Source organism: Microbacterium sp. NPDC089698 (assembly GCF_044749045.1).
GTDB lineage: Bacteria > Actinomycetota > Actinomycetes > Actinomycetales > Microbacteriaceae > Microbacterium.
This window is the reverse complement of sequence record NZ_JBIVHE010000009.1, coordinates 104,483-127,668: the sequence shown is the minus strand read 5'-3', so window position 1 is coordinate 127,668 and position 23,186 is coordinate 104,483. Positions and strand designations below refer to the sequence as shown.

At 71.8% G+C, this 23,186-nt stretch carries 22 protein-coding genes; 15 read left to right on the top strand and 7 right to left on the bottom strand.

Annotation, left to right across the window (positions count from 1 at the left end; genetic code table 11):
• Position 1: 1 nt before the first annotated feature.
• From ACIPY5_RS19590 to ACIPY5_RS19580, 3 genes are all read left to right on the top strand, one after another.
• Entirely contained in the window at positions 2–1,708 is a 1,707-nt protein-coding gene (locus tag ACIPY5_RS19590) for a hydantoinase B/oxoprolinase family protein (protein ID WP_309340170.1), read from the top strand.
• 148 nt (positions 1,709–1,856) lie between these two features.
• Positions 1,857–3,329: an MATE family efflux transporter gene (locus ACIPY5_RS19585; protein ID WP_400973815.1), complete on the top strand. Its 1,473-nt coding sequence runs from the start codon at positions 1,857–1,859 to the stop codon at positions 3,327–3,329.
• 109 nt (positions 3,330–3,438) lie between these two features.
• Positions 3,439–4,344: a VOC family protein gene (locus tag ACIPY5_RS19580; protein ID WP_400973812.1), complete on the top strand. Its 906-nt coding sequence runs from the start codon at positions 3,439–3,441 to the stop codon at positions 4,342–4,344.
• Positions 4,345–4,428: 84 nt separating this feature from the next.
• On the opposite strand, the gene ACIPY5_RS19575 is transcribed toward ACIPY5_RS19580, so the two are convergent.
• Positions 4,429–4,794: a DoxX family protein gene (locus ACIPY5_RS19575; RefSeq protein ID WP_400973809.1), complete on the bottom strand. Its 366-nt coding sequence runs from the start codon at positions 4,792–4,794 to the stop codon at positions 4,429–4,431.
• Positions 4,795–4,931: 137 nt separating this feature from the next.
• Here ACIPY5_RS19575 and ACIPY5_RS19570 point away from each other — a divergent pair, with 137 nt between their 5' ends.
• A complete protein-coding gene (locus ACIPY5_RS19570; protein ID WP_400973807.1) occupies positions 4,932–5,336 on the top strand; it encodes a winged helix-turn-helix transcriptional regulator in 405 nt (134 codons plus the stop codon).
• A gap of 20 nt (positions 5,337–5,356) precedes the next feature.
• Here ACIPY5_RS19570 and ACIPY5_RS19565 read toward each other — a convergent pair whose 3' ends face one another.
• On the bottom strand, positions 5,357–7,102 hold the full coding sequence (locus ACIPY5_RS19565; protein ID WP_400973805.1) for an AMP-binding protein: 1,746 nt from the start codon (positions 7,100–7,102) through the stop codon (positions 5,357–5,359).
• Positions 7,103–7,251: 149 nt separating this feature from the next.
• Between ACIPY5_RS19565 and manA the strand changes: the two genes are divergently transcribed.
• From manA to ACIPY5_RS19540, 5 genes are all read left to right on the top strand, one after another.
• Positions 7,252–8,412, top strand: coding sequence for a mannose-6-phosphate isomerase, class I (gene manA, locus ACIPY5_RS19560; RefSeq protein WP_400973802.1), 1,161 nt, complete (start codon positions 7,252–7,254; stop codon positions 8,410–8,412).
• 23 nt (positions 8,413–8,435) lie between these two features.
• Complete coding sequence (locus ACIPY5_RS19555) at positions 8,436–9,407, top strand: DMT family transporter (protein ID WP_309340159.1); 972 nt, start codon at positions 8,436–8,438, stop codon at positions 9,405–9,407.
• A 130-nt stretch (positions 9,408–9,537) separates the two neighbouring features.
• Positions 9,538–10,206, top strand: a complete 669-nt coding sequence (locus tag ACIPY5_RS19550) for an acyl-CoA synthetase (protein WP_400973799.1) — start codon at positions 9,538–9,540, stop codon at positions 10,204–10,206.
• A complete protein-coding gene (locus ACIPY5_RS19545; RefSeq protein WP_400973796.1) occupies positions 10,203–10,649 on the top strand; it encodes a hypothetical protein in 447 nt (148 codons plus the stop codon). Before ACIPY5_RS19550 ends, ACIPY5_RS19545 begins: the two co-directional genes overlap by 4 nt.
• A gap of 52 nt (positions 10,650–10,701) precedes the next feature.
• Positions 10,702–12,114, top strand: coding sequence for an MFS transporter (locus ACIPY5_RS19540; RefSeq protein WP_309340154.1), 1,413 nt, complete (start codon positions 10,702–10,704; stop codon positions 12,112–12,114).
• A 61-nt stretch (positions 12,115–12,175) separates the two neighbouring features.
• Here the strand turns inward: ACIPY5_RS19540 and ACIPY5_RS19535 are convergent, their stop codons facing one another.
• From ACIPY5_RS19535 to ACIPY5_RS19525, 3 genes are read right to left on the bottom strand one after another with little or no spacing between them, the layout of a single operon-like run.
• Entirely contained in the window at positions 12,176–12,577 is a 402-nt protein-coding gene (locus tag ACIPY5_RS19535) for a DivIVA domain-containing protein (protein WP_400973793.1), read from the bottom strand.
• Between the two features lie 4 nt (positions 12,578–12,581).
• On the bottom strand, positions 12,582–13,958 hold the full coding sequence (gene purB, locus ACIPY5_RS19530) for an adenylosuccinate lyase (RefSeq protein WP_400973790.1): 1,377 nt from the start codon (positions 13,956–13,958) through the stop codon (positions 12,582–12,584).
• Positions 13,959–13,999: 41 nt separating this feature from the next.
• Complete coding sequence (locus ACIPY5_RS19525; protein WP_292717695.1) at positions 14,000–14,503, bottom strand: low molecular weight protein-tyrosine-phosphatase; 504 nt, start codon at positions 14,501–14,503, stop codon at positions 14,000–14,002.
• Positions 14,504–14,676: 173 nt separating this feature from the next.
• On the opposite strand from ACIPY5_RS19525, the gene ACIPY5_RS19520 reads away from it, so the two are divergent.
• Together ACIPY5_RS19520 and ACIPY5_RS19515 are read left to right on the top strand one after the other, a co-directional pair.
• A complete protein-coding gene (locus tag ACIPY5_RS19520; protein WP_400973787.1) occupies positions 14,677–14,922 on the top strand; it encodes a hypothetical protein in 246 nt (81 codons plus the stop codon).
• Between the two features lie 6 nt (positions 14,923–14,928).
• On the top strand, positions 14,929–16,329 hold the full coding sequence (locus tag ACIPY5_RS19515; protein WP_400973785.1) for a hypothetical protein: 1,401 nt from the start codon (positions 14,929–14,931) through the stop codon (positions 16,327–16,329).
• A 21-nt stretch (positions 16,330–16,350) separates the two neighbouring features.
• On the opposite strand, the gene ACIPY5_RS19510 is transcribed toward ACIPY5_RS19515, so the two are convergent.
• Positions 16,351–16,752: a phage holin family protein gene (locus ACIPY5_RS19510; RefSeq protein ID WP_400973783.1), complete on the bottom strand. Its 402-nt coding sequence runs from the start codon at positions 16,750–16,752 to the stop codon at positions 16,351–16,353.
• Between the two features lie 123 nt (positions 16,753–16,875).
• Here ACIPY5_RS19510 and ACIPY5_RS19505 point away from each other — a divergent pair, with 123 nt between their 5' ends.
• The 4 genes from ACIPY5_RS19505 (at position 16,876) to ACIPY5_RS19490 (ending at position 21,868) form a co-directional block, all read left to right on the top strand.
• Entirely contained in the window at positions 16,876–17,946 is a 1,071-nt protein-coding gene (locus ACIPY5_RS19505; protein ID WP_400973781.1) for a histidinol-phosphate transaminase, read from the top strand.
• A gap of 322 nt (positions 17,947–18,268) precedes the next feature.
• Positions 18,269–19,396, top strand: a complete 1,128-nt coding sequence (locus ACIPY5_RS19500; protein ID WP_309340142.1) for a thiamine pyrophosphate-dependent enzyme — start codon at positions 18,269–18,271, stop codon at positions 19,394–19,396.
• Positions 19,393–20,397, top strand: coding sequence for an alpha-ketoacid dehydrogenase subunit beta (locus ACIPY5_RS19495; protein ID WP_400973777.1), 1,005 nt, complete (start codon positions 19,393–19,395; stop codon positions 20,395–20,397). Before ACIPY5_RS19500 ends, ACIPY5_RS19495 begins: the two co-directional genes overlap by 4 nt.
• Positions 20,398–20,524: 127 nt before the next feature.
• Positions 20,525–21,868 carry a dihydrolipoamide acetyltransferase family protein gene (locus ACIPY5_RS19490; protein ID WP_400973775.1) on the top strand — a complete coding sequence of 448 codons (1,344 nt, stop codon included), beginning with the start codon at positions 20,525–20,527 and terminating at the stop codon, positions 21,866–21,868.
• Positions 21,869–21,972: 104 nt separating this feature from the next.
• Here the strand turns inward: ACIPY5_RS19490 and ACIPY5_RS19485 are convergent, their stop codons facing one another.
• Positions 21,973–23,184 carry an ROK family protein gene (locus tag ACIPY5_RS19485; protein WP_400973773.1) on the bottom strand — a complete coding sequence of 404 codons (1,212 nt, stop codon included), beginning with the start codon at positions 23,182–23,184 and terminating at the stop codon, positions 21,973–21,975.
• Between the last annotated feature and the right edge of the window lie 2 nt (positions 23,185–23,186).

Genomic DNA, 23,186 nt, shown 5'->3' with positions numbered 1-23,186 from the left:
CATGGCCGACGCCATCACGACGGAGATCATCAGGCACGGTCTGCTGGCCGCGGCGGAGGAGGTCGCGCGCAACCTCTGCCGCACCGCCTACAACACCGTGGTCTACGAGATCCACGACTACGGCATCGGGATCCACGACGCGCTCGGCGATGTCGTCGCCGACGCCCCGGGGATCGCGGTGTTCACGCGCGGGAACGACGCGGGCATCAAGCACTCGATCGAGTTCCTCGGTGCGGAGGCGATGGAGCCCGGCGACATCTTCATCCTCAACTTCCCGTACTGGTCGAGCGCCCACACCCTGGATCCGCTGGTCTTCGCGCCGATCCATGTGGACGACGTGCTCATCGGCTTCGCCTCCTGCCGCGTGCACATCACCGACCTGAACCAGAAGGATCCGGGCTATGTGCTGGACTCCACGGATCGTGCGCAGGAGGGCCTCATGCTGCCGGCCTCGAAGCTCTACCGTCGCGGCGAGCGCAACGACGACGTGTTCAACATCATCCGGTTCAACAGCCGCATGCCGAAGCACACGATCGGGGACATCCAGGCCCAGGTGTCCGCCTGCGTGACGGGCGTGCGGCGCACGCAGGAGATCGCGGCGAGGTACGGCGTCGACACGCTCACCGAGGCGATGCGGACGATCAACGACCACGGCGAGAAGCTGGCCAGGCTCGGCCTGGCGAAGCTCCCGAAGGGAACCTGGAGCGCCGTCGACTTCGTCGACGACGACGGGATCAACAAGGACGATCTCGTCAAGCTCCAGTGCACCGTGACGGTCACCGACGAGGAGATGGTGGTCGACTGGACCGGCAGCGCGGAGAACGTCGAAGGTCCGATCAATCTCCCGCCGGGGCAGACCGAGGCGCTCTCCAGCCTCATCTTCAAGGCGCTCACGACCCCCGACACCCCGGTGGTCGCGGGCAACTTCGCGCCGCTGCGGGTCGTCACGGTGCCGGGGTCGGTCATGCACGCGGTGTCGCCGATGCCGACGTTCACGCTGTGGACGGGCCTGCTCGCCGGGGAAGTGATCCTGAAAGCCCTGGCGCAGGGCATGCCGGAGCTCGTGCCGGCCTGCTCGGGCGGCGACGTCTGCTCGATGATGGGTCTCGGCACGAACCCGCGCACGGGCGAGCCGTGGCAGGAGGCGACGAACGAGGCGGTCGGCTTCGGCGGCACCGCGATGCACGACGGCGAGGACGGCATCATGCACCTCTCCGAACCGGGCTGCCGCAACAACCCGGTCGAGGTGCTCGAGGCCAAGTCGTCGATGATCATCGACCACTACGGCTACCGCACCGACACCGGCGGCGCGGGCCGGCACCGCGGCGGCGTGGGCGTGAGCAGGTCGTACCGCTTCACGGCCCCGGCCACGGGCATCTGCCTGGTCTACAAGACCAAGACGGATCCGTGGTCGATCGGCGGGGGCGGCGAAGGACGGCCGAACAGGGTCGTGCTGAACCCCGGGACGCCGCGCGAGGTCGTGCAGGGTGGCAGCTACAACCGGCTCGAAGCGGGTGACGTGCTCGTCAACCAGACCGGCGGCGGCGGAGGGTACGGGCACCCCTTCGACCGTGATCCCGCGGCGGTCGCCCGGGACGTGCGCAACGGCTTCGTCTCCGCGCAGTCGGCACGGCAGGACTACGGGGTCGTGGTGACGGCCGACTTCGGCGTCGACCACGCGTCGACCTCGGCGATCCGGGGCCGCTAGGCCCGGGACCGAGGGCAGGGGCGACCGCGCGGACCGGCCGCCCCTGCCCGCGGTGCGGGCAAAAAGATCCGATGATTGGATCGACATGGTCGAATCGATTCGATAGGATTGCTCGGTTCCGCTCACCTCCGTCCCCCGAAGAGCACTCATGGCCACGCCCCTCACCACCGGCCGCCCCTGGCGCGTCATCCTTGCCTTTGCCGTCCCCCTGCTGATCGGCAACGTCGTCCAGCAGCTCTATCAGTTCGCCGACGCGATCGTCGTGGGCCGGCACCTCGGCGTCGACTCGCTCGCGGCCGTCGGCGCGACGGGCAGCCTGATCTTCCTGCTGATCGGCTTCGCCTGGGGGCTCAGCAGCGGCTTCGCGATCCCGACCGCGCAGTCCTTCGGGGCCGGGGACCACGCCGCGGTGCGCCGGTCCGTCGTCACGGGCACGCTGCTGACCGCCGCGACGAGCATCATCATCTCGGTGGGCGCCCCGCTCGTGACCGCGCCCCTGCTCGCCCTGCTGCAGACGCCGGAGGTGCTCATGCCGGAGGCGACCGTGTTCACGCAGGTCACCTTCATCGGCGGCAGCACCGTGATGTTCTTCAACTACCTCTCCGCGGTGATCCGCGCGATCGGCGACTCCCGGACCCCACTCGTGTTCCTCACCGTCTCCTGCGCGCTGAACATCGTGCTCGTGATCCTCATGGTGGGCACCTTCGAGTGGGGCGTCGCGGGAGCCGCCTGGGCGACCGTCGTCGCACAGGGCGTCTCGGTCGTGCTGTGCCTCGTGTACGTCTGGCGCAAGCTCCCGGTGCTGCACGTGCACCGCGCCGACTGGCGGGTCGCCCGCGACGACATCGTGCAGCACCTGCGCCTCGGCCTGCCGATGGGATTCCAGGCCTCGATCATCGCGATCGGCACGATCACGGTGCAGGTCGCGCTCAACGTGCTCGGCCCGGACGCGGTCGCCGCGTATACGACCGCCTCGCGCGTGGACAGCATCGCGGTCGCGTTCCTCTCCTCGATCGGCCTGGCCGCGTCGATGTACGCCGCGCAGAACCTCGGCGGACGCCGGCCGGATCGGATCCGCCGAGGGGTCACCCAGGCGATCTGGATGGCCGTCATCACCGCTATCGCGCTCGGCGCGCTGCTGGTGCTGTTCGGGTCCTCCATGGTCCGCGTGTTCATCGGCGACGGATCCGACGAGGTCGTGCGCCTCGCCGCGCTCATGCTGCTGATCAACGGACTCAGCTACTCCGCGCTCGGCGTGCTGTTCGTGCTGCGCGGCGTGCTGCAGGGCCTCGGGCACACGCTCATCCCGACGATCACCGGCGTGATCGAGCTGGTGATGCGCGTGGCGGCGGCCGTCGTGCTCGGCGCGCTCATCGGCTACCCCGGTGTCGCGCTGAGCAACCCGCTCGCCTGGCTCGGCGCCGCGGCGCTCCTCATCCCCGCGTACGTGAAGGCGCACCGCGCGCTCGCCCGGATGCCCGTGGATCCGATCGAGGTCACCCCGACCACGGCGATCCCCGTGGTCGGACCCACCGACGGGTCGATGGTGGTCGACGCGGTCATCACGGCGCCGGTGCCCGTGATCAGGGCGAGGTCGCGCCTCAAGGTCGGGCGCCGCTGAGCGCAGCCCCGAGCCGGGTGCGGCGGCGGATCTCCGTCGATGCTTGCGGCGCGGGCGCAGGGCGCGCACCCTGGACTCCGGGGGGACATCGGCGCGCGAGGAGCTTCCCATGACCCAGCGGATCATTCCGAACATCTGGTGCGATCACGATGCCGAGGAGGCGGGGACCTTCTACGCCTCGGTCTTCGACCGCACCACGTCGCAGGTCGTGGCTCGCTATCCCGACGCCGGGCTGCCCGAGTTCCAGCGAGAGTTCGCGGGACAGCCCCTCACGGTCGACGTCTCGATCGACGGCTACCGGATCACCCTGATCAACGCGGGTGCCGAGTTCGCCCCGACGTCCGCGATCTCGTTCGTCGTGTGCGTGGATCCGCGCGCGTTCGGCGGGGACGAGCACGCCGCGCGCGGGTGGATCAACCGCGTCTGGACCCGCCTCGGCGAGGAGGGGCGCGTGCTCATGGACATCGGCGAGTACCGGTTCAGCGGGCTCTACGGCTGGATCGAGGACCGGTACGGGGTGAGCTGGCAGCTGAAGCTGACGGACGCGGTCGCAGAGCCCGAACCGCCGATCATTCCGATGCTGGTCTTCGGCGGGCCGCTGCAGAACAAGGCGGAGGAGGCCATCGCCTTCTACGGCGCGCTGCTGCCGCCCTCGGGGATCGTCCGCCAGGCGGAGCATCCGGTGACGGAGCCCCCTCGCACCGATCAGCCGATCACGTACACGGAGTTCCTGCTCGCGGGGCAGCGCTTCGCCGCGTTCGACTCGCCCGTCGACCGGGACCACCCCTTCACGCCCGGGATCTCCCTGCAGGTCGACTGCGAGGGGCAGGAGGAGATCGACCGGATCTGGGTCGCCCTCAGCGCCGTTCCCGCCGCCGAGCAGTGCGGCTGGCTCGTCGACCGCTTCGGGCTGAGCTGGCAGATCGTCCCGGCGAACATGGCCGAGCTCATGCAGCGCCCGAACGCCTACGAGCATCTGATGCAGATGGGCCGCCTCATCATCGCCGACTTCTGACCGGCTGCGATTCGAAGCGCGCGATCGGCGGCATCCCCGGTCGTTCTGCCGCCCGCTGCGCGCTTCGAACCGGATCCGGCCGGGTCAGCGGAGGGCGAGGAAGCCCAGGACGGCGCTCGCGACGGCGAGGACGGCGAGGACGATGGCCGGGGTGGCCGGCTCCTTGCGGCGCAGGTGCACGACGACCGCGCCGAGCATGATGACGGCGAGACCGGTGCCGGCGAGGGGCGTGAGGATCGGGGCGATCCCGGTCGCGAGCGGCAGGATCAGGCCGATCGCGCCGATGACCTCGAGCGCGGCGATCGCCTTGACCGAACCCGCGGAGAAGTCGTCGGTCCACGCCATCCCGCGCTCGGCGAGCACCGGCTTGGGCGTGAGCAGCTTCATGCCGCCGCCGCCCAGCATGGCGAGGGTGAGCAGCGCGTTGACGATCCAGAGGGCGATCAGCATGAGGTTCCTTCTTGTTATCGATCGTCACCTTGTTACGATCAGTAAGTAAAGGATGGAGCACCGTGGAGACGCGTGCAAAAGGCACATCGGTGTCACCGGCGCACAGCCGGAGAACCGCGACAGAACCGACCGGAGCCGTGCCGGCGCACGCGTCCGCCGGCCTCGCCGAGTACGAGCGCTCGTGCGAGGGGCACCCCGGCGGGCCGGAAGCGGGCCGGATGATCCGCGAGGTGCTCGACCGTGTGGGCGACAAGTGGTCCCTGCTCGTGGTCGCGACGCTCGGCGACGACGTCCTGCGCTTCAGCGATCTGTTCCGGCACATTCCGGGGATCTCGCAGCGCATGCTCACGCTGACGCTGCGTCAGCTCGAGCGCGACGGACTCGTGATCCGCACGGCCTACGCCGAGGTCCCGCCGCGCGTCGAGTACCGGCTCACGGCGCTCGGCGCCACCTTCGTCGAGATCGCGCACACGATCGCGCAGTGGGCGATCGCGAACCACTCCACGATCGAGCAGTCCCGCGCCGAGTACGACGCACGCTGACCGGGGCCGCGGACTCCGGCTCAGCGGTGGTCGCGGTCGTGGTGCTGCCCGGACTCGTCGCCGTTCGAGACGCGCTCGGCCTCGCGGGCGCGCAGGTCCACGCGGCGGATCTTGCCCGAGATCGTCTTGGGCAGCTCCGGCACGAACTCGATGATCCGCACCCACAGATGCGGGGAGAGCTGGCCGCGCGCGTAGGCGAAGATCGAGCCGGCCGTCGCCACGAGGTCGTCGTGCGCCGACGCGGTCAGCAGCACATACGCCTTCGGCACCGCGAGGCGGGTGGCATCGGGGCTCGGCACGACCGCCGCCTCCATGACGTCGGGGTGCTCGAGGAGCACCGACTCGAGCTCGAACGGCGAGATCTTGTAGTCGGAGGCCTTGAACACGTCGTCCGCGCGGCCGACGTAGGTCAGGTACCCCTCGGCGTCGCGGGTCGCGATGTCGCCGGTGTGGTGGAACCCTCCCTCGCGGGAGCGCGCGGTGGCCTCCGGATCCGCGTAGTACCCGGCCATCAGCCCGAGCGGGCGCTCGGCGAGGTCGAGGCAGATCTCGCCCTCGGCCGCGCCCTCGGCGTCACCGTCGACGCGCGCACCGGTGACCGGATCCACGAGCACCACGGGATAGCCCGGCAGCGGGCGTCCCATGGATCCGTCCTTCACGACCTGGCCCGGCGAGTTGCCCACGCAGGCGGTCATCTCGGTCTGCCCGAAGCCGTCGCGGATCGTGCCGCCCCACGCCTGGCGCACCCGGCCGATGACCTCGGGGTTCAGCGGCTCACCGGCGCCGACGAGCTCGCGCGGCGGGTGCGGGAGCCGGCCCAGATCCGCCTGGATCAGCATCCGCCACACGGTCGGCGGGGCGCAGAAGGTGGTGACGCGGTGCGTCTCCATGACCTCCATGAGCGTGTTCGCGTCGAAGCGCTCGTAGTTGTAGACGAAGACGGTGGCCTCGGCGAGGAAGGGCGAATAGAAGCTCGACCAGGCGTGCTTCGCCCAGCCCGGCGAGGAGATGTTCAGGTGCACGTCGTCCTCGCGCACGCCCAGCCACCACATGGTCGAGAGGTGCCCGACCGGATACGAGACGTGCGTGTGCTGCACGAGCTTGGGCCGGCTGGTCGTGCCGGAGGTGAAGTACAGCAGGCTCGTGTCGTCCGCCGGCGTCGGGCCGTCGGGCTCGAACTCATCCGGGGCGTCGTTCGATCCGGCGAAGTCGTGCCACCCCTCCGGCGCCGTGGCGCCCGTGCCCTCCGGCACCGCGATCCGCACGATCGAGGCCGGCAGGTCCGCCACGCGGTCCGCGAGCGAGGCGAGGGTCACGACCCCGCGCGCCTCGCCCTTCTCCGCGCGATAGGCGAGGTCCGCGGGGGAGAGCAGTGTCGAGGTGGGGATCGCGACCGCCCCGATCTTGGTGAGGCCGAGCATCGTCTCCCAGAGATCGATCGTGTTGCCGAGCATCACGATCACGTGGTCGCCGCGGCGGATCCCGAGTCCGTGCAGCCAGTTCGCGACCTGGTTCGAGCGCCGTGCCAGCTCGCCGTACGACCAGGTGCGGCTGGAGAGGTCGGCCGAGACGATCTGCACCGCGGGCCGGTTCGGCGTCTCGCCGGCCACCACGTCGAACCACTCCAGGGCGAAGTTGAATGCGCGCAGCTCGGGCCAGCGGAACGCGTCACGGGCGCCGGCGTAGTCGGTCGCGTGCGCGAGCAGCAGGTCGCGGGCGGCGCGGATCGCGGAGGTCGCCGCGGTCGCGGCACGGGGCTGGCTCATGGAGCCATCTTGGTCCGTCTGCGTTCGAAGCGCGAGAAATGCGGACCCGGGGCCCGGAACACAGCCCTTCTCGCGCTTCGAAACGGCGGGAACCGAGCGGCCGGGGGCCTTACGCTGGCAGGATCCCCTCCAACCCTGAACGGAGCCGCATGAGCGCGCACGAGAACGAGCTCTTCGTCCAGATCGGCAACGAGCCGCGCGACTACGCGTGGGGCCGGGTCGACGGCGTCGCCGGCGTGCTCGGCACGGCGGGCAGCGGCGGTCCCGAGGCCGAGCTGTGGCTCGGCGCGCACCCCGGGTCCCCGGCCCGCACGACGGACGGATCCCCCTGGCCCACGCTCCTCGACTGGGAGCAGCAGAGCGGGGCGAAGCTGCCCTTCCTGCTCAAGATCCTCGTGTCCGGCGGTCCGCTCTCGCTGCAGGCGCACCCCACCCCGGCCCAGGCCGAGGCCGGCTTCGCCGATGAGAACCGGCGCGGCGTGCCGCTCACCGCCGCGCACCGCAACTACAAGGACCCCTACGCCAAGCCCGAGCTGATCGTCGCCCTCGAAGACGGCTTCGAGGCGCTGTGCGGCTTCCGGCCGGTCGCCGAGATCCTGGCCGACGTCGACGCCCTCGCCGCCCGGGCCGGCTCCGACGCGCTCGCCCCCTGGCGCGAGGAGCTGAACGGGCCGGACGGGCTGCGCGCCGGGTTCTCCTGGCTGCTGGCCGGCGGTGCGGGCGTGGACCTCGCCGTCGCCGCGCTCGTGGTCGCGGCGTCCGGCGACGACCGCTTCGAGCTGCTCACGCGCCTCGCCGAGACGTACCCCGGCGACCCGGGGATCGCGGTCGCACTCATGCTGCGCCACGTCACGCTCGCCGCGGGGGAGTCGCTCTGGCTGCCCGCCGGCAACATCCACGCCTACCTGCGCGGCGCCGGCGTCGAGCTCATGGGTCCGAGCGACAACGTGCTGCGCGGCGGGCTCACGCCCAAGCACGTCGACACCGCCGAGCTCGAGCGGGTGCTGACGTTCACGGCCTCGGAGGACGACCACCTCGTGCCCGTCGAGGTCGCCGAGGACGTGCGCAGCTACCGCCCGCGGATCCACCCCTCGGGCGCCGACGTGCCGTTCGAGCTGCTCGCGATCACCGGCGACGCGACGATCGCGCTCGCCGGCCCGTCGATCGCGATCACCACGGACGGATCCTTCACGCTGTCCTCCGGCGGCGCGACCGCCGGCGTCCCGCGCGGCGCCGCCGTGTTCGCCACCCGCGCGGCCGACGTGCAGGTCGCCGGATCCGGGCGGCTCTGGATCGCGACCGCCGGCTGACCGCTGACCGCTAGCGTATGACCGTGAACCAGCCCTCCTCCCGTCGCGTCCTGGGGCTGTCCGTCCAGGAGTGGGCCCTCGTCGGGATCACCGTCATCTGGGGCGGCACCTTCCTCGTCGTGCACACCGCGATGCAGCACTCCGGGCCGTGGTTCTTCGTCGGGTTCCGGTTCCTCGCCGCCGCGCTGTTCGCCGCGGCGATCTTCTGGCGTTCGCTGCGCGGCATCACGTGGCGCGAGATCGGCGCGGGCGCGGCCATCGGCGCCGCGATCTACGGCGGCTACGGCCTGCAGACCGCGGGACTGCAGACGATCGACTCCAGCACCAGCGCGTTCATGACCGCGTTCTACGTGCCGCTCGTGCCGCTGCTGCAGTGGCTCGTGCTGCGCAAGCCCCCGCGCGCGCTCACCCTCGTCGGCGCGGGACTCGCGTTCATCGGCCTGCTGCTGGTGGCGGGCATCGGATCCCGCGGGATCCATCTCGGCGAGGGCGAGATCCTCACGCTCGTCAGCACCCTGCCGATCGCGGGCGAGATCATCCTGATCAGCCTGTTCGGCCGGCGATTCGACGTGGGGCGGCTCACCGTCGTGCAGCTGCTCACCGCGTCGCTCCTCGGCTTCGCGACCATGCCCGCCGTCGGCGAGAGCATCCCCGCCTTCGACCCGGTGTGGCTGTTCGCCGGTATCGGCATGGGCCTCGCGAGCGGCCTGATCCAGCTCACCATGAACTGGGCGCAGCGTTCGGTCTCCGCGACGCGCGCCACCATCATCTACACCGGCGAGCCCGTATGGGCGGGCGTGGTCGGGCGCATCGCAGGCGAGCGGATCCCGCCGCTCGCGATCCTCGGGGCGGCCCTCATCATCGCGGGCACCCTGCTCAGCGAGCTGCAGCCGCGGCGGAGGAACGGCCGCACCGCCGAGGATCCGGATCCGGAGCCTCGGGCCGGCGATCCGGATCCGGATGCGTCGGAGCTCGGCTCCCGAGCGGGCGCCTAGGATCCCGCGCGTAGACTGGCAGGGTCCGCCCGTCCATCGGGGCGGACCGAGAACCCGTCGGAGCGACTGCTGAGGCTTGGTCGCCGAGGCCGCTCGACGGGGACGAAGCACAGGGACCCGAGGATCCGTCATGCCCGCCACCCGCACGTTCCAGCTGCGCCACGTGCAGCTCGCGCGCGCCGCCTTCGCCGCGGTCGCGGCGCTCATGATCACCTTCTCCGCGAACCACTCCGCGGTCGTGGGGCTCTCGGTGTTCAGCGGGTTCGCCCTGGTCACCGCGCTCATCCACATGCTCGCCGCCTGGCTCGTCGCGCCCTCGGGGTGGCGCTGGCCGTACGTGCTGCTCGCGGTGATCGCGATCCTCACGGGCATGGCAGGCAGCATCCCCGCCTGGCGCACGACCCCGCTGTTCTTCGTCGTCGTGATCGCGTGGGGCGCGCTCGGCGGTCTCGTCGAGCTCATCGCCGGGATCCGCGCCCGCCGCCAGGCCCGCGCCGGAACCGCGCCGGCCGTCGTCGCCGACGGGGCCCGCGATGCCATCCTGATCGGATCGCTGGGGCTCGCCCTCGCCGTCGGCCTGCTGTGCGTGCCGACGACCTACGCGCTCAACTACTCCATCGCCGAGGCCGGCTCGTTCACGCTGACCGGGATCACCCTGGCCGTCGGGATCTTCGGCGCCTACGCCGCCATCGTGGCGGTCTTCCTCGGCATCGCAGGGCTCAGCCCTCGTGCCCGCACCGCTGGTGCCGGCACCGAAACCGCCGGCACGGCGCCGGCCGAGAACGAAGGATCCGCATGACCGAGAAGACCAGGCGCAGGGATCTGTTCCGACCGTTGCAGCTGGTCGGCCTGTCGCTGCTGTGCGGCCTCTTCGCCGGAGTCGTGACGCTGATCGCCACGGGCGCGTTCACCGACAAGGTCATGCGCATGGTCGACAAGGGCACTTACGGCGCCATCCCGCCGTGGAACCTCGCGTTCATCGTGACGGGCGGGATCTTCATCGCCGCCCTGCTGATCCTGTCGATCCTGATCCTCGCCGTCGACCCGTCGGACTTCACGAAGACGCACGACCGCCCCGTGCTCTACGACGCCGCCGACGAGTCCGTCGCCGGTCAGCAGGACGCCGCGGGAGCCGCCGCTGCCGCGGATGCGGGATCGGCCGGGACCGACGAACCCGCCGTCGGATCCGAGGCCGACGACGCCGACGACGCCTCGGGATCCGCGTCGCCCACCGCCTCCTGACGGGCGGGCCGGGAATAGCCCGCCCCCCACCCGGCTTGTGACGAAGGTGAGCATGACGATCGACCGCGCCTCCGTGGGCTTCCGCTCCGAGCGCGGGCCGGTGCTGCTCTCGCTCATGCTCGCGATGGGCCTCATCGCGATGGACGCCACGATCCTCGCGACCGCGGTGCCGAGCGTGGTGCGCGATCTCGGCAGCTATCAGCAGTTCCCGTGGCTGTTCTCGATCTACCTGCTCGCGCAGGCGGTGAGCGTGCCGATCTACTCCAAGCTCGCGGACACGGTCGGCCGCAAGCCGATCGTGCTGATCGGCATCGCGCTGTTCCTCCTCGGATCCATCCTGTGCGGCCTCGCGTGGAGCATGCCGTCGCTCATCCTCTTCCGGCTCCTGCAGGGCCTGGGCGCGGGGGCCGTGGGCCCGATGGTCGCGACCATCGTCGGCGACATCTACACGCTGTCCGAGCGGGCGGTCGTGCAGGGATACATCGCGAGCGTCTGGGCGCTGTCGTCCGTGGTCGGTCCGGCGCTGGGCGGTGTGTTCGCGCAGTTCGACGCCTGGCGGCTGATCTTCTTCATCAACATCCCGCTGTGCCTGATCGCGGCCTGGATGCTGCTGCGCCACTTCCACGAGCAGATCGAGAAGCGCCGGCACCGGATCGACTACACGGGCGCGGTGCTGCTGACGATCGGCCTCACGGCGATCATCGTCGGCGTGCTCGAGGGCGGGAACGCCTGGGCCTGGCTGTCGGCGCCGAGCCTGGCCTGCTTCCTCGGCGGGGCGATCGCCCTCGTGGTGTTCGCGTTCGTGGAGCGCCGTGCGGCCGAGCCGATCATCGACCTGCGGCTGATCTCGCGCCGCCTCATCCTCACCACGACGCTCGCGTCGCTCGCGATCGGCGCGCTGCTGACGGGCATCACGAGCTTCGCGCCGGCCTACCTGCAGGGCGCGATCGCGGTGCCGCCGCTGCTCGCGGGGCTCGCCGTGGCGGCCCTGACCCTGGGGTGGCCGCTCTCCGCCGCCAACGCGGGGCGGCTCTACCTGCGGCACGGATTCCGCTTCACCGCGCTGCTCGGAGCGTCGATCGCGACGGTCGGCGCGATCGGGCTGGCGTTCATCGGACCGTACCCGAACGCGTACGCGCTCGCGGGGGTCGCCTTCGTGATCGGCTTCGGCCTGGGCTGGACGGCGGCGCCCACCCTCATCGTCGCGCAGGCCTCGGTCGGCTGGGGCGAGCGGGGTGCGGTGACCGGCATGAACACGTTCGCGCGTTCCGCGGGCAGCGCCGTGGGCGTCGCCGTGTTCGGCGCGATCTCGAACGCCGTCATCGCGTCGGGCGCCGGATCCGGCGACCCGGCCACGGTCGTGCGCGCCTCGACGTGGGTGTTCATCGCGGCCGCCGTGACCGCGGCGCTCGTGCTGATCGCGGTCTTCGCGATGCCGAAGGACCGCGCGGGCGATCACGCCTGAGGCCTTCCCCGCCGGATCTCGCGGCGCGGCCCCTTCGCGGCTCGCGGTGCGGCGCGCGACGTCAGTCCTTGCCGAGCATCCGCATCGCGATCATCGCCACGGTCGCCACGGTCGCCAGGATGCCGATGCCGCGGATCCCGAGGGTGAGCCAGCGCGGGCGATCGCCCGGGAGCGGCGCGCCCGACGCGGCCGCGGAAGGGCCGGCGTACGCACGGAGCCGATCCGCGACCGCATCCAGCAGCTCGTCGACGGCATCCGCCTCGTAGCCCTCGCCGTGCAGTGGGACGTCCGTGAACTGCGCGAGCACGATCGACTCCGCCGAGAGGGCGCCAGGGCGGCCCTGCTCCCAGGAGCGCAGGGTCGCGGCGCACTCGTCGAGGAAGTCGTCCACCTCGTCGATCGCGTAGCGCGCGCCCGCTCTGCGGCGCGCGAGACGGGTGGCCGAGAGCCCTGCGCTGTCCATGCGGCTACTTCGCGAGCGTCTCCGCGAGTCCCACGTAGGTCGCCGGTGTGAGAGCCAGCAGGCGCTGCTTCGCGGCGTCGCCGATCTCCAGTCCCTGCACGAACGCGGCGAGCTCCGCGGCGCCCACGCGGTGACCGCGGGTGAGCTCCTTCAGCAGCGCGTACGGATCCTGGATCGTGGAGCGCCCCGCGACGACCTCGGCGCGGATCACCGTCTGGATCGCCTCGCCGAGCACCTCCCAGTTCGTGTCGAGGTCGGCGAGCAGCACATCGCGCGAGAGCGAGATCTCGGTGAGGCCGCGACGCAGGTTGTCCAGGGCGAGCAGGGAGTGCCCGAACGCGACGCCGATGTTGCGCTGCGTGGTCGAGTCCGTCAGGTCGCGCTGCAGGCGGCTCGTGACGAGCGTCTGCGACAGGGATCCGAGCAGGGCGCCGGAGAGCTCCAGGTTGGCCTCGGCGTTCTCGAAGCGGATCGGGTTGATCTTGTGCGGCATGGTCGAGGATCCGGTCGCGCCTGCGACGGGGATCTGGGCGAAGTAGCCGAGCGAGATGTAGGTCCAGATGTCGGTCGCGAGGTTGTGCAGGATCCCGCCCGCGTGACGGACGTGGTCGTACAGCTCGACCTGCCAGTCGTGCGACTCGATCTGCGTGGTGAGGATGTTGAAGTCGATCCCGAGGCCCTCGATGTACTCGCGGGCGATGAGCGGCCAGTCGGCGTCGGGCTCGGCGGCGAGATGCGCCGACCAGGTGCCGGTCGCGCCGGAGAACTTCGCGAGGTACTCGGATCCTTCGATCCGCGTGACCACGCGCTCCAGGCGCCAGGCGAACACGGCGAGCTCCTTGCCCATGGTGGAGGGCGTCGCGGGCTGGCCGTGGGTGCGCGACAGCATCGCGGCGTCGGCGTGCTCGACGGCGAGCTCGCGGAGCTTGGCGATCACGTCCTGCAGGGCGGGCAGCCACACGCGCTCGACCGCGCGCTTGACGGTCAGCGCGTAGGAGGCGGAGTTGATGTCCTCGCTCGTGCAGGCGAAGTGGGTGAGCTCGGCGATCGCGTCCAGGCCCAGCGCCGACAGGCGGTCGCGGACGAGGTACTCGACGGCCTTCACGTCGTGACGGGTCACCGCCTCCTTCTCGGCGAGCCAGTCGATCTCGGCCTGGCCGAAGTCGCGGTAGAGGCCGCGCAGGCGCTCCTTGTCGGCGTCGGCGAGGGGAGAGGTGCCGAACAGCGCGCGGTCGGTGAGCGCGATCAGCCACTCCACCTCGACCTCGACGCGGGCGCGGTTGAGCCCTGCCTCGGAGAGGTAGTCGGCGAGCGGGGCGACCGCGGCGCGGTAGCGGCCGTCGAGCGGGCTGAGGGGCTGCACGGGGAGCGAGGCGGTCACGGGAGTCCTCCGGGAAGAGTCGTGGATCCGGACCGCCGGTGTCACGGACGTGACGGTCGGATGGCGGGTTCGAGCTGACGGAAGAGGCCGTGGCTCGCGCTCTCGATCATACCGAGCACCTCATCGAACACCCGGGCGTCGGCGTAGTAGGGGTCCGGCACATCCAGCACGGACGGGTTGTGCTCGAACGAGAGCAGCAGGGTCACCTTGCCCTCCTCGGACTCGTCGCGCGCCCACTGCTTCAGGATCCGCTCATGCGTGCGGTCCAGGGCCACGACGAGGTCGTTCCCGGTGAAGGAGTCGTAGGTGAACTGGCGTGCGCGGTGCTTGGTCCCGTCGTAGCCGCGCCGGGCGAGGGCGTCGATCGTGCGGCTGTCGGCCTGCTCGCCCACGTGCCAGTCGCCCGTTCCGGCGCTCGTCGAGACGATCCGGTCGCCGAGGCCCTGCTTCGCCGCGATGTCGCGGAAGACCACCTCCGCCATCGGGGACCGGCAGATGTTCCCCGTGCATACGAAGATGACGCGGAACGGATCCGACTCGGTCATCCCTCCATTGTGCCGCACCGGATCCGCCGTCCCGCGCGCGGATTCCCGCCGCGGCATCGGATCCCACGATGCGCGGGGCGGCCCGTCCTCCACAGGCCGGGGCGCGCTCCTGGTCCGCACGGGTTGCGCGGCACCGCCCGCGGGGCGCTCCCGCGGTCGGCAGGCTGGCGGGCATGATCACCATCGCACCCGACGCCGCGCCGGGATCCTGGCTGCTCGCCGAGGCCCTGCTGCGCTGCGAGAGCGCCCGCGAGCGCCTCGAGGCGGCCGCCGTCGCACTGCAGGCGATCGAAGCGGGCTGCGGCTGGCGCGCGAGGAGCGTCGCATTCCTGCAGCGGGAGCTGGACGTCCAGGGGCGGGCGCTCGCCGCCGCGCGCGCGTCGCTGCCGTCGATCGAAGCGGCGCTGAGGGCGGGGTGAGCGCGGATGGCCGATGAGATCGAGATCACGCACGGCGGTGTGATCGCCGTCGATCCCGACCTGCTGCGGGCGACGGCCGGCCGGGTGCGCGTCGAGGCGGCGGAGGTCGCGGACGCACGACAGGATCTGCTCGCGATCCCCGGTCTCGTCGATCGTGTCCCTCTCGCCGGCGGGATCCCCGCGCTGTGGTCGGTCGTGACGCAGCTGCAGGACGTCCGGGACGCGCTGGAACGGCTCGCCGGCGGCATCGGCACGATGGCCGACGTCTTCGAGCTGGCCGATCTGCGCGCCCGGCGGGCGATGCTCGATGCGGACGATGTCGCGGCCGCCCGCGACCTCCGTCGCCGTGAGGAGCGGCTCCTGGCCGGCGACGCGACACTGTCCGCGCTCGACGAGCGGCTGCGGCGGAACTGGCGGCAGGGTGTCGGCGAGGGCTTCGTCCCCGGCGCGCCGGGAACCCCGCCCGGATCCGCGGGCGACGCGCTCCTGCTCGGGTCCAGTCCCGCACTGCTCCTGCTCCAGGGACTGCGCGGGTGGAACGCGCGGGTGTGGGCTCAGGGGGCGCAGCGCCTCATGACCTCGGTCGCGGCGGAGAACGGCGTGGTGCGCCCGGCGCCGCTCGCGCCCGCGCCGGGTCTCGTGATGATGGCCGATGCGCGCAGCCCGGCGGGTGTCGGCCCCCGGCCCGGGGACGTGGTGGTCGACCGCGGCCCCGCCGCCGCGATCCCGGCCGGTCCCGCGTCGCTCGCCGGGGCGGTGTCGCGGATCCCCGCCGGGCGGTCCTCACAGGTGCGCGTCGAGACCTACCGGATGGAGGACGGCACGCAGCAGTTCGTGGCCTACATCGACGGCACCCGTGGCGGGTCCGCCGCCGAGCCGTGGTCCTACGCCTCGAATCTGCGGATGTACGCGGAGCACGCCGAGGCCGACTCCTCCAGGGCCGTGGTCGAGGCGCTGCGCGACGCCGGCGCGAGCGCAGAGACCCCCGTGGACCTGGTGGGCTACTCGCAGGGCGGCATGATCGCGGGGCTGGTCGCGCAGTCCGGCGAGTTCGACGTGCGGTGCGTCGTCACGGTGGGATCGCCGATCGAACCCGTGCTGCCGGGCGACGTGTTGAGCGTCGCCGTCCGGCACACGGACGATCCCGTCGCGGGCCTCGCGGGCGGCGGCAGTGCGAACGGGACGGGATCCCCGGACAGCCTCGTCATCAGCCGCACGTTCGCCGCCGGTCACGGGACGGATCCGCGGATCCCGGCGCACCTGCTCGACGGCTACAGCGAGACCGTGCGCCGCGCCGAGGCGTCCGGAGACGCACGGATGCAGGCGATCGTCGAGCACTTCGCGGTGCTCGACACCGCGACGTCGATGACGTCCACCGACTACACGGCCCGTCGTGTCACCGGATGAGGAGGCGTCCGCGCCGCGGCCTCAGCGGTCGCGGTCCCGCCGCTGCGGGCGCAGGATCGCGTTGAAGATCGCGTTGATCACCGCGATGAGGAACGCCGCGACGATCGTCCAGCCGAAGCCGCCGAGCGCCAGGCCCCAGCCCCAGAAGCCGGTGATCCAGGCGGTGAGCCAGAGCAGGAAGCCGTTGATCACGAGCGAGATCAGGCCGAGCGTGAGGATGTACAGCGGGATCGCCACGATCTTCACCACGGTGCCGACGATCGTGTTCACGATCGCGAAGACGGCGCCGATCGCGAGCAGCGTGACGAGCAGCGGGACCATGCCGCCCGGGGGATAGGGGGTGACCGAGACCTCCAGGACCGTGATCAGACTCACGACCCAGACGGCGAAGGCGTTCACGATGACGCGGATGAGGAACCTCATGGTGCCGATTGTCGCATCCGCACCCGGGATCCGCCCAGGAATCCGCCGGGTCCTGCGGGCAGGTCGATCCGCTGCCGCGTCCTCGGCCGGAACGGCCCGGCGCGCCGGATCTAGACTCGACGCGTGAGCGATGAGATCCTGCCCCGCATCCGTGAAGAGATCGCGGCCCTTCCGCCGTACCGCCAGGGCAAGCAGGCCGGTGCCGACGCGTTCAAGCTGTCCAGCAACGAGAACCCCTTCGACCCGCTGCCCTCGGTCCTCGCCGCGCTCTCCGACGCGACGCCGATGAACCGCTACCCCGACGCGACCGCGGGTGCGCTGCGCGCGCGCCTCGGCGAGCGATACGGCGTCGCGCCCGATGCCGTGCACGTCGCCTCCGGCAGCGTCGCGATCCTGTACCAGCTCGTGCTGGCCGCGGCGACCGTCGGCGACGAGGTCGTCTACGCGTGGCGCTCCTTCGAGGCGTATCCCGGACTGCCGCTCGTGGCCGGGGCGACCGGGGTGCAGGTGCCGCTCACCGCCGATGCCCGTCACGACCTCGACGCCATGGCCGCCGCGATCACCGAGCGCACCCGCGTGGTGATCGTGTGCACGCCCAACAACCCGACCGGTCCGATCGTCACGAGCGCCGAGTTCGCGGCCTTCGTCGAGAAGGTGCCGCAGGATGTGCTGATCGTGCTCGACGAGGCCTACGCCGAGTTCGTCACCGCGCCCGACGCCGTCGACGGCCTGGCCGAGCGCATCTTCGAGGCGCACCCCAACGTCGTCGTGCTGCGCACGTTCTCCAAGGCGTACGGGCTCGCGGGCCTCCGCGTCGGCTACGCGATCGGCCACCCGCGCGTGCTGGACGCGGCCCGCACGACCGCGATCCCGCTGTCGGTGACCGCGGCCGCGGAGCGCGCCGCGATCGCGAGTCTCGACGCCGAGGACGAGCTGCGCGCTCGCGTCGCCGTGATCGTCGAGCGCCGCGCGGAGCTGGTCGAGGGCCTGCGCGCCCAGGGCTGGGACGTGCCCGACGCCCAGGGCAACTTCGTCTGGCTGCCGACCGGCGAGGCGACCGCCGACGTCGCGGCCGCGTTCGAGGAGGCCGGCCTCATCGTGCGCGCGTTCCCCGGCGACGGGATCCGCATCTCCGTGGGCGAGGCGGAGTCGTTGCCCCGCGTGCTCGCCGTCGCCGCCGCACAGCGCCCCTGACGCGTCGCGCGCCCGGCGGGGCGCCCGCACGCCCGGGACGCCCGGCACGGATGCACGACGCGGGCACGGATGCACGACCGATCCGGCGGATCCGTCGTGCATCCGTGTCAGGATCCTGCATCTGTCGCTCGACGGGCTGGGCGGAGGGCCGATCCGATGCAAGGCGTCCCACGCAAAAAGCTAGGGGGACCTGGCATTAATGCATGGGACACCTGGATATCCTCGAGCCAGCATGAGTCCGTGGGGATCGTCACAGCGGCCCGCTGATCGTTTGTGCGCACCCTCCACTGCGAAGCCGGAATCCTCGGTTAGCGTAGACAAGGTGACTGACGCCGATATCCCCACCGTCCGCGTCCTCGATGCCGACGGCCGCTTCGCCCCGAACCCCGCCGCGGAGGAGTATCTGCCCCTCATCGAGGCCCTGCCCGACGGCGACCTGGAGCAGTTCTACCGGGACATGGTCGTGATCCGCGCGATCGACACCCAGGCCACCAACCTGCAGCGCCAGGGCCAGCTCGCCCTGTGGCCGCCGAGCCGCGGGCAGGAGGCCGCCCAGGTCGGATCGGCCCGCGCCGCCCGCGCCCAGGACACGATCTTCCCCTCCTACCGCGAGCACGCCGTCACCCGCATCCGCGGCGTGGATCCGGTCGACATCATCAAGCTCATGCGCGGCACCTCGAACGGCGGCTGGGATCCGACGGATCCCCGCAACGGCAACACCCGCATCTACACGCTCGTGCTCGGGTCGCAGACCCTGCACGCGACGGGCCTCGCGATGGGGATCGTCTTCGACGGGAAGTGCGGATCCGGCGACGTCGATCGCGACCAGGCCGTGATGGTCTACTACGGCGACGGGGCGTCGAGCCAGGGCGACGTGCACGAGGCGATGGTGTTCGCCGCGAGCTACCGGACGCCGGAGGTGTTCTTCCTGCAGAACAACCACTGGGCGATCTCGGTGCCGGTCAAGACCCAGTCGCGCGTGCCGCTCGTCCAGCGCGGCACCGGCTACGGGATCGAGTCGATCCGCGTCGATGGCAACGACGTGCTCGCGAGCTGGGCCGTGACCCGCCGCGCGCTCGACGAGGCGCGCACGGGCGACGGGCCGCGCGCGATCGAGGCCGTCACGTACCGGATGGGCGCGCACACCACGAGCGACGACCCCACCAAGTACCGCGGCAGCGACGAGGAGCAGGAGTGGGCGCTGCGGGATCCGATCGCCCGCATGCGCGCGTTCCTGGAGAACCGGGGAGCCGCCGGATCCCTCTTCGCCGACGTCGAGGCGGAGGCGGCGGATGCCGCCGAGGATCTGCGCGTGCGCACCCTCGAGCTCGTCTCGCCGACCGCCGAGGCGATCTTCGACAACGTGTACAGCGACCCGCACCCGCTCATGGCGGAGCAGAAGGCGTGGCAGGCGCAGTACGAGGCTTCCTTCCAGGAGGGTGACCGATGACCACGGTGGACACGACCAGGACCGGCATCGAGACGATGCCCTTCAGCAAGGCCCTGAACGCGGGCCTGCGCAAGGCGATGGAGGATGACGATCGCGTCCTCCTCATGGGCGAGGACATCGGCAGCCTCGGCGGGGTGTTCCGCGTCACCGAGCACCTGCAGCGCGATTTCGGCCCGCAGCGGGTGCTCGACACCCCGCTCGCCGAGTCCGGCATCGTCGGCACCGCGATCGGCCTCGCGATGGGCGGATTCCGTCCCGTCATCGAGATCCAGTTCGACGGCTTCGTCTTCCCCGCCTTCGACCAGATCACCACGCAGCTCGCGAAGATCACGGCCCGCCACGAGGGCCGGATCTCGATGCCGATCGTCATCAGGATCCCCTACGGCGGGCACATCGGCGCGGTCGAGCACCACCAGGAGAGCCCGGAGACGTACTTCGCGCACACTCCCGGCCTGCGCGTGGTCTCGCCGTCCACCCCGAACGACGCCTATTGGATGATCCAGGAGGCGATCGCCTCGAACGATCCGGTGATCTTCCTCGAGCCCAAGAGCCGGTACTGGCCCAAGGGCGAGGTCGACCTGTCCGCCCCCGCGCTCCCGCTGCACGCCTCGCGGATCGTCCGCCGCGGCTCCGATGTCACCCTCGTCGGGCACGGTGCGATGGTCTCGACGCTGCTCCAGGCCGCCGCGCTCGCCGAGGCCGAGGGCACGAGCTGCGAGGTCGTGGACCTGCGCTCGCTCTCGCCGGTCGACTACGGGCCGCTCCTCGACTCGGTGCGCTCGACGGGCCGCATGGTCTACGCGCAGGAGGCCCCGGGCTTCGTGAGCCTGGGCAGCGAGATCGCCGCGACCGTCATGGAGCGCGCCTTCTACGCGCTCGAGGCCCCCGTGCTGCGCGTCTCGGGCTACGACACCCCGTTCCCGCCCGCGAAGCTCGAGAGCACCTACCTGCCGGATCCGGATCGGATCCTCGAGGCCGTCGACCGGTCCCTCGCATACTGATGCCCCAGCCAGTGGTCGTTGAGCGAGCGAAGCGAGACGAAACGCGGTCTCCTGCGAGGTCTCCCCGTTTCGTCTCGGTCGCCTTCGGCCTCCTCGCTCAACGACCCCGTGTGAAAGGATCCCGACCATGAGCACCCAGACCTTCACCCTCCCGGACGTCGGCGAGGGCCTGACCGAGGCCGAGATCGTCACGTGGCGGGTCGCCCCGGGCGACGCTGTCGCGGTCAACGACGTGATCTGCGAGATCGAGACCGCCAAGTCCCTCGTCGAGCTGCCCTCGCCGCATGCGGGCACGGTCGGCGAGCTGCTCGTGCCCGAGGGGAGGACGATCGACGTCGGCACCCCGATCATCACGTTCGTGACGGGAGCGGCCGAGCCGGCCGCCCCGGCCGCCGCGCCCCCGGCTCCGGCCGCGGAGGAGGGATCCGGATCCGTGCTCGTGGGATACGGCTCCGGCGCGGAGGCCACGTCGCGGCGCCGCCGCCCCGCCGAGCGCCCCGTGCGCTCCACGGTCGGCGTGATCGCGAAGCCGCCGATCCGCAAGCTCGCGCGCGACCTCGGCGTCGACCTCACCCAGGTCGCCCCGACCGGCGCGGACGGCGAGGTCACCCGCGATGACGTGATGCGCCACGCCGAGCAGGCGAGCGTGTTCCGCAACATCCAGACCCCGGAGTGGGGCGATGTGCGCGAGGAGACCGTTCCGGCGCCGCAGTCCGCCCCCGTGGGCCTCGCCCGCGGGATCTCGCCGGCCCGGGCCGGCGCCGATGAGAGCCGCACCGAGTCGATCCCGGTCAAGGGCGTGCGCAAGGCGACGAGCTCGGCCATGGTGCAGAGCGCCTACTCGGCCCCGCACGTGACCGTGTGGAAGGAGGTCGATGCGACCCGCACCATGGAGCTCGTGAAGCGCCTCAAGGCATCGCCCGACTTCGCCGACATCAAGGTGTCGCCGCTGCTGATCGTCGCCCGCGCGGTGATCTGGGCCGTGCGTCGCACCCCGATGGTCAACGCCGCGTGGATCGACACCGCCGACGGTGCCGAGATCGCGGTGCGCCACTACGTGAACCTCGGCATCGCCGCGGCGACCCCGCGCGGCCTGCTCGTGCCGAACATCAAGGACGCGCAGGAGATGGGCATGAAGGACCTCGCCCGTGCTCTGAACCGACTCACCACGACGGCGCGCGAGGGCAGGTCGACGCCCGCCGACCAGCAGGGCGGCACGATCACGATCACCAACATCGGCGTGTTCGGGATGGATGCGGGCACACCGATCATCAACCCCGGCGAGGCCGGCATCGTCGCCATGGGAACGATCAGCCAGAAGCCGTGGGTCGTCGACGGCGAGGTGCGCCCGCGCTGGGTCACGACCGTGGCCGGATCCTTCGACCACCGCGTCGTGGACGGCGACGGCATGAGCCGCTTCATCGCCGACGTCGCCGCCGTTCTCGAGGAGCCCGCGCTGCTGGTGGACTGACCGCGGATCACCGCGTCGTCCGGGGTCGATCCGTGAGGGCATGGCGTTTCGTCTCGGTCGCCTTCGGCGTCCTCGCTCGACGACCGGGGGTGGACCGGGAACGCTCAGCGGTGCAGGCGCTGCGCGACGAGCCGCGGCAGGCCGACGGTCCTGGCTGAGGCAAGAGCCGTGGACACCGCGCCGGTGAGCACGATGTCGGCGCCGAGGTGCGAGCGCAGGATGGTCGGCGCGGGCAGGTGGAGCAGAGGGCGCAGCACATCGCGCGCGGCGTCGAGCACCGGCTCGATGGCATCGGCGATCGCGCCGCAGACGATCACGCGCTCGGGGTCGTAGGTGCTGCCGAGCACCGCCACGACGCGCGCGAGGTAGTCGCCCGCGCCGCGCACGACCTGCGCCGCGTCGGGATCCCCGGACGCGGCGAGGGCGAGGACGGGCTCCGCGCTCAGGCCGCTCGCAGCGAGCGCGGCCAGCGCTCCGCCGGCCGCGGCCTCCTCGGAGGCGAGCAGCTCCTCGGCGATCCGCGTGATCGCGGGTCCGAGCCCCTCGGCGGAGCCGACGCCGCGCACGTGGTCCAGCAGCACCATCTCGCCCACCCCGCCGTGCGCCCCGTGCAGGATGTGGCCGTCGACCACCGCCCCCGCGCCGAACCGCTCGCCCGCGATGAGCGCGATGTAGTCGCGGCAACCCGTGGCCTGACCGAGGTCGCCCTCGGCGGCGGCGGCGAGCACGGCGTCGTTCTTGATCTCGACCACCGGCGCCCACCCGGCCAGCACCTCGGCGAGGCCGGGGTTGGTGCGTTCCCAGAAGCCGTCGGGGTGGGGCGGCGAGGAGCCGTTCCGTGCCACCGGGGCGGCGACGCCCGCGCACAGCGCGAGGACGCGGTCGCGGGGCACGCCGCTCGAGGCGAGCGCCGCGTCGAGGTGGCGCAGGATCGCGGCGCGGCGCTGCCCCACGGTGTGCTGCGGATCCAGGTCGGCGCGCACCTGCGCGAGCGGGGTGCGCGCGAGGTCGGTCACGGTCACGCCCAGGTGCGTGTCGCCCGCGTCGAGCGCGATCACGGCGCCGAGGTCGGCGGGCAGCTCGAAGCGCCGGGCCGGGCGGCCTGCCGAGTACTCGCCGGCGTCGCGGGCGTTCGCGAGCTCGCGGACGACGCCCGTCTCGACGAGCGTGTCGATCGCGTCGATCGTGGTCGAGCGCGTGAGCGAGGCCCCCGCCATCGCCTCCGTGGCGGTGAACGGGCCGCGGCCCCAGGCGAAGTCCAGCACCTGGCCGAGGCTCGGCCGGGTGGCGCCGACGTCGGCGGCGGATGTCGACATGA

What these genes read in the sequence shown, in the direction of transcription:
- ACIPY5_RS19490 (WP_400973775.1), top strand. Translation starts at nt 20,525, where the DNA reads ATGAGCACCCAGACCTTCACCCTCCCGGACGTCGGCGAGGGCCTGACC.
- ACIPY5_RS19485 (WP_400973773.1), bottom strand. Translation starts at nt 23,184, where the DNA reads ATGTCGACATCCGCCGCCGACGTCGGCGCCACCCGGCCGAGCCTCGGC.
- ACIPY5_RS19575 (WP_400973809.1), bottom strand. Translation starts at nt 4,794, where the DNA reads ATGCTGATCGCCCTCTGGATCGTCAACGCGCTGCTCACCCTCGCCATG.
- ACIPY5_RS19520 (WP_400973787.1), top strand. Translation starts at nt 14,677, where the DNA reads ATGATCACCATCGCACCCGACGCCGCGCCGGGATCCTGGCTGCTCGCC.
- ACIPY5_RS19540 (WP_309340154.1), top strand. Translation starts at nt 10,702, where the DNA reads ATGACGATCGACCGCGCCTCCGTGGGCTTCCGCTCCGAGCGCGGGCCG.
- ACIPY5_RS19565 (WP_400973805.1), bottom strand. Translation starts at nt 7,102, where the DNA reads ATGAGCCAGCCCCGTGCCGCGACCGCGGCGACCTCCGCGATCCGCGCC.
- ACIPY5_RS19495 (WP_400973777.1), top strand. Translation starts at nt 19,393, where the DNA reads ATGACCACGGTGGACACGACCAGGACCGGCATCGAGACGATGCCCTTC.
- ACIPY5_RS19550 (WP_400973799.1), top strand. Translation starts at nt 9,538, where the DNA reads ATGCCCGCCACCCGCACGTTCCAGCTGCGCCACGTGCAGCTCGCGCGC.
- ACIPY5_RS19580 (WP_400973812.1), top strand. Translation starts at nt 3,439, where the DNA reads ATGACCCAGCGGATCATTCCGAACATCTGGTGCGATCACGATGCCGAG.
- ACIPY5_RS19510 (WP_400973783.1), bottom strand. Translation starts at nt 16,752, where the DNA reads ATGAGGTTCCTCATCCGCGTCATCGTGAACGCCTTCGCCGTCTGGGTC.
- ACIPY5_RS19525 (WP_292717695.1), bottom strand. Translation starts at nt 14,503, where the DNA reads ATGACCGAGTCGGATCCGTTCCGCGTCATCTTCGTATGCACGGGGAAC.
- ACIPY5_RS19545 (WP_400973796.1), top strand. Translation starts at nt 10,203, where the DNA reads ATGACCGAGAAGACCAGGCGCAGGGATCTGTTCCGACCGTTGCAGCTG.
- manA (WP_400973802.1), top strand. Translation starts at nt 7,252, where the DNA reads ATGAGCGCGCACGAGAACGAGCTCTTCGTCCAGATCGGCAACGAGCCG.
- ACIPY5_RS19535 (WP_400973793.1), bottom strand. Translation starts at nt 12,577, where the DNA reads ATGGACAGCGCAGGGCTCTCGGCCACCCGTCTCGCGCGCCGCAGAGCG.
- ACIPY5_RS19515 (WP_400973785.1), top strand. Translation starts at nt 14,929, where the DNA reads ATGGCCGATGAGATCGAGATCACGCACGGCGGTGTGATCGCCGTCGAT.
- ACIPY5_RS19590 (WP_309340170.1), top strand. Translation starts at nt 2, where the DNA reads ATGGCCGACGCCATCACGACGGAGATCATCAGGCACGGTCTGCTGGCC.
- ACIPY5_RS19585 (WP_400973815.1), top strand. Translation starts at nt 1,857, where the DNA reads ATGGCCACGCCCCTCACCACCGGCCGCCCCTGGCGCGTCATCCTTGCC.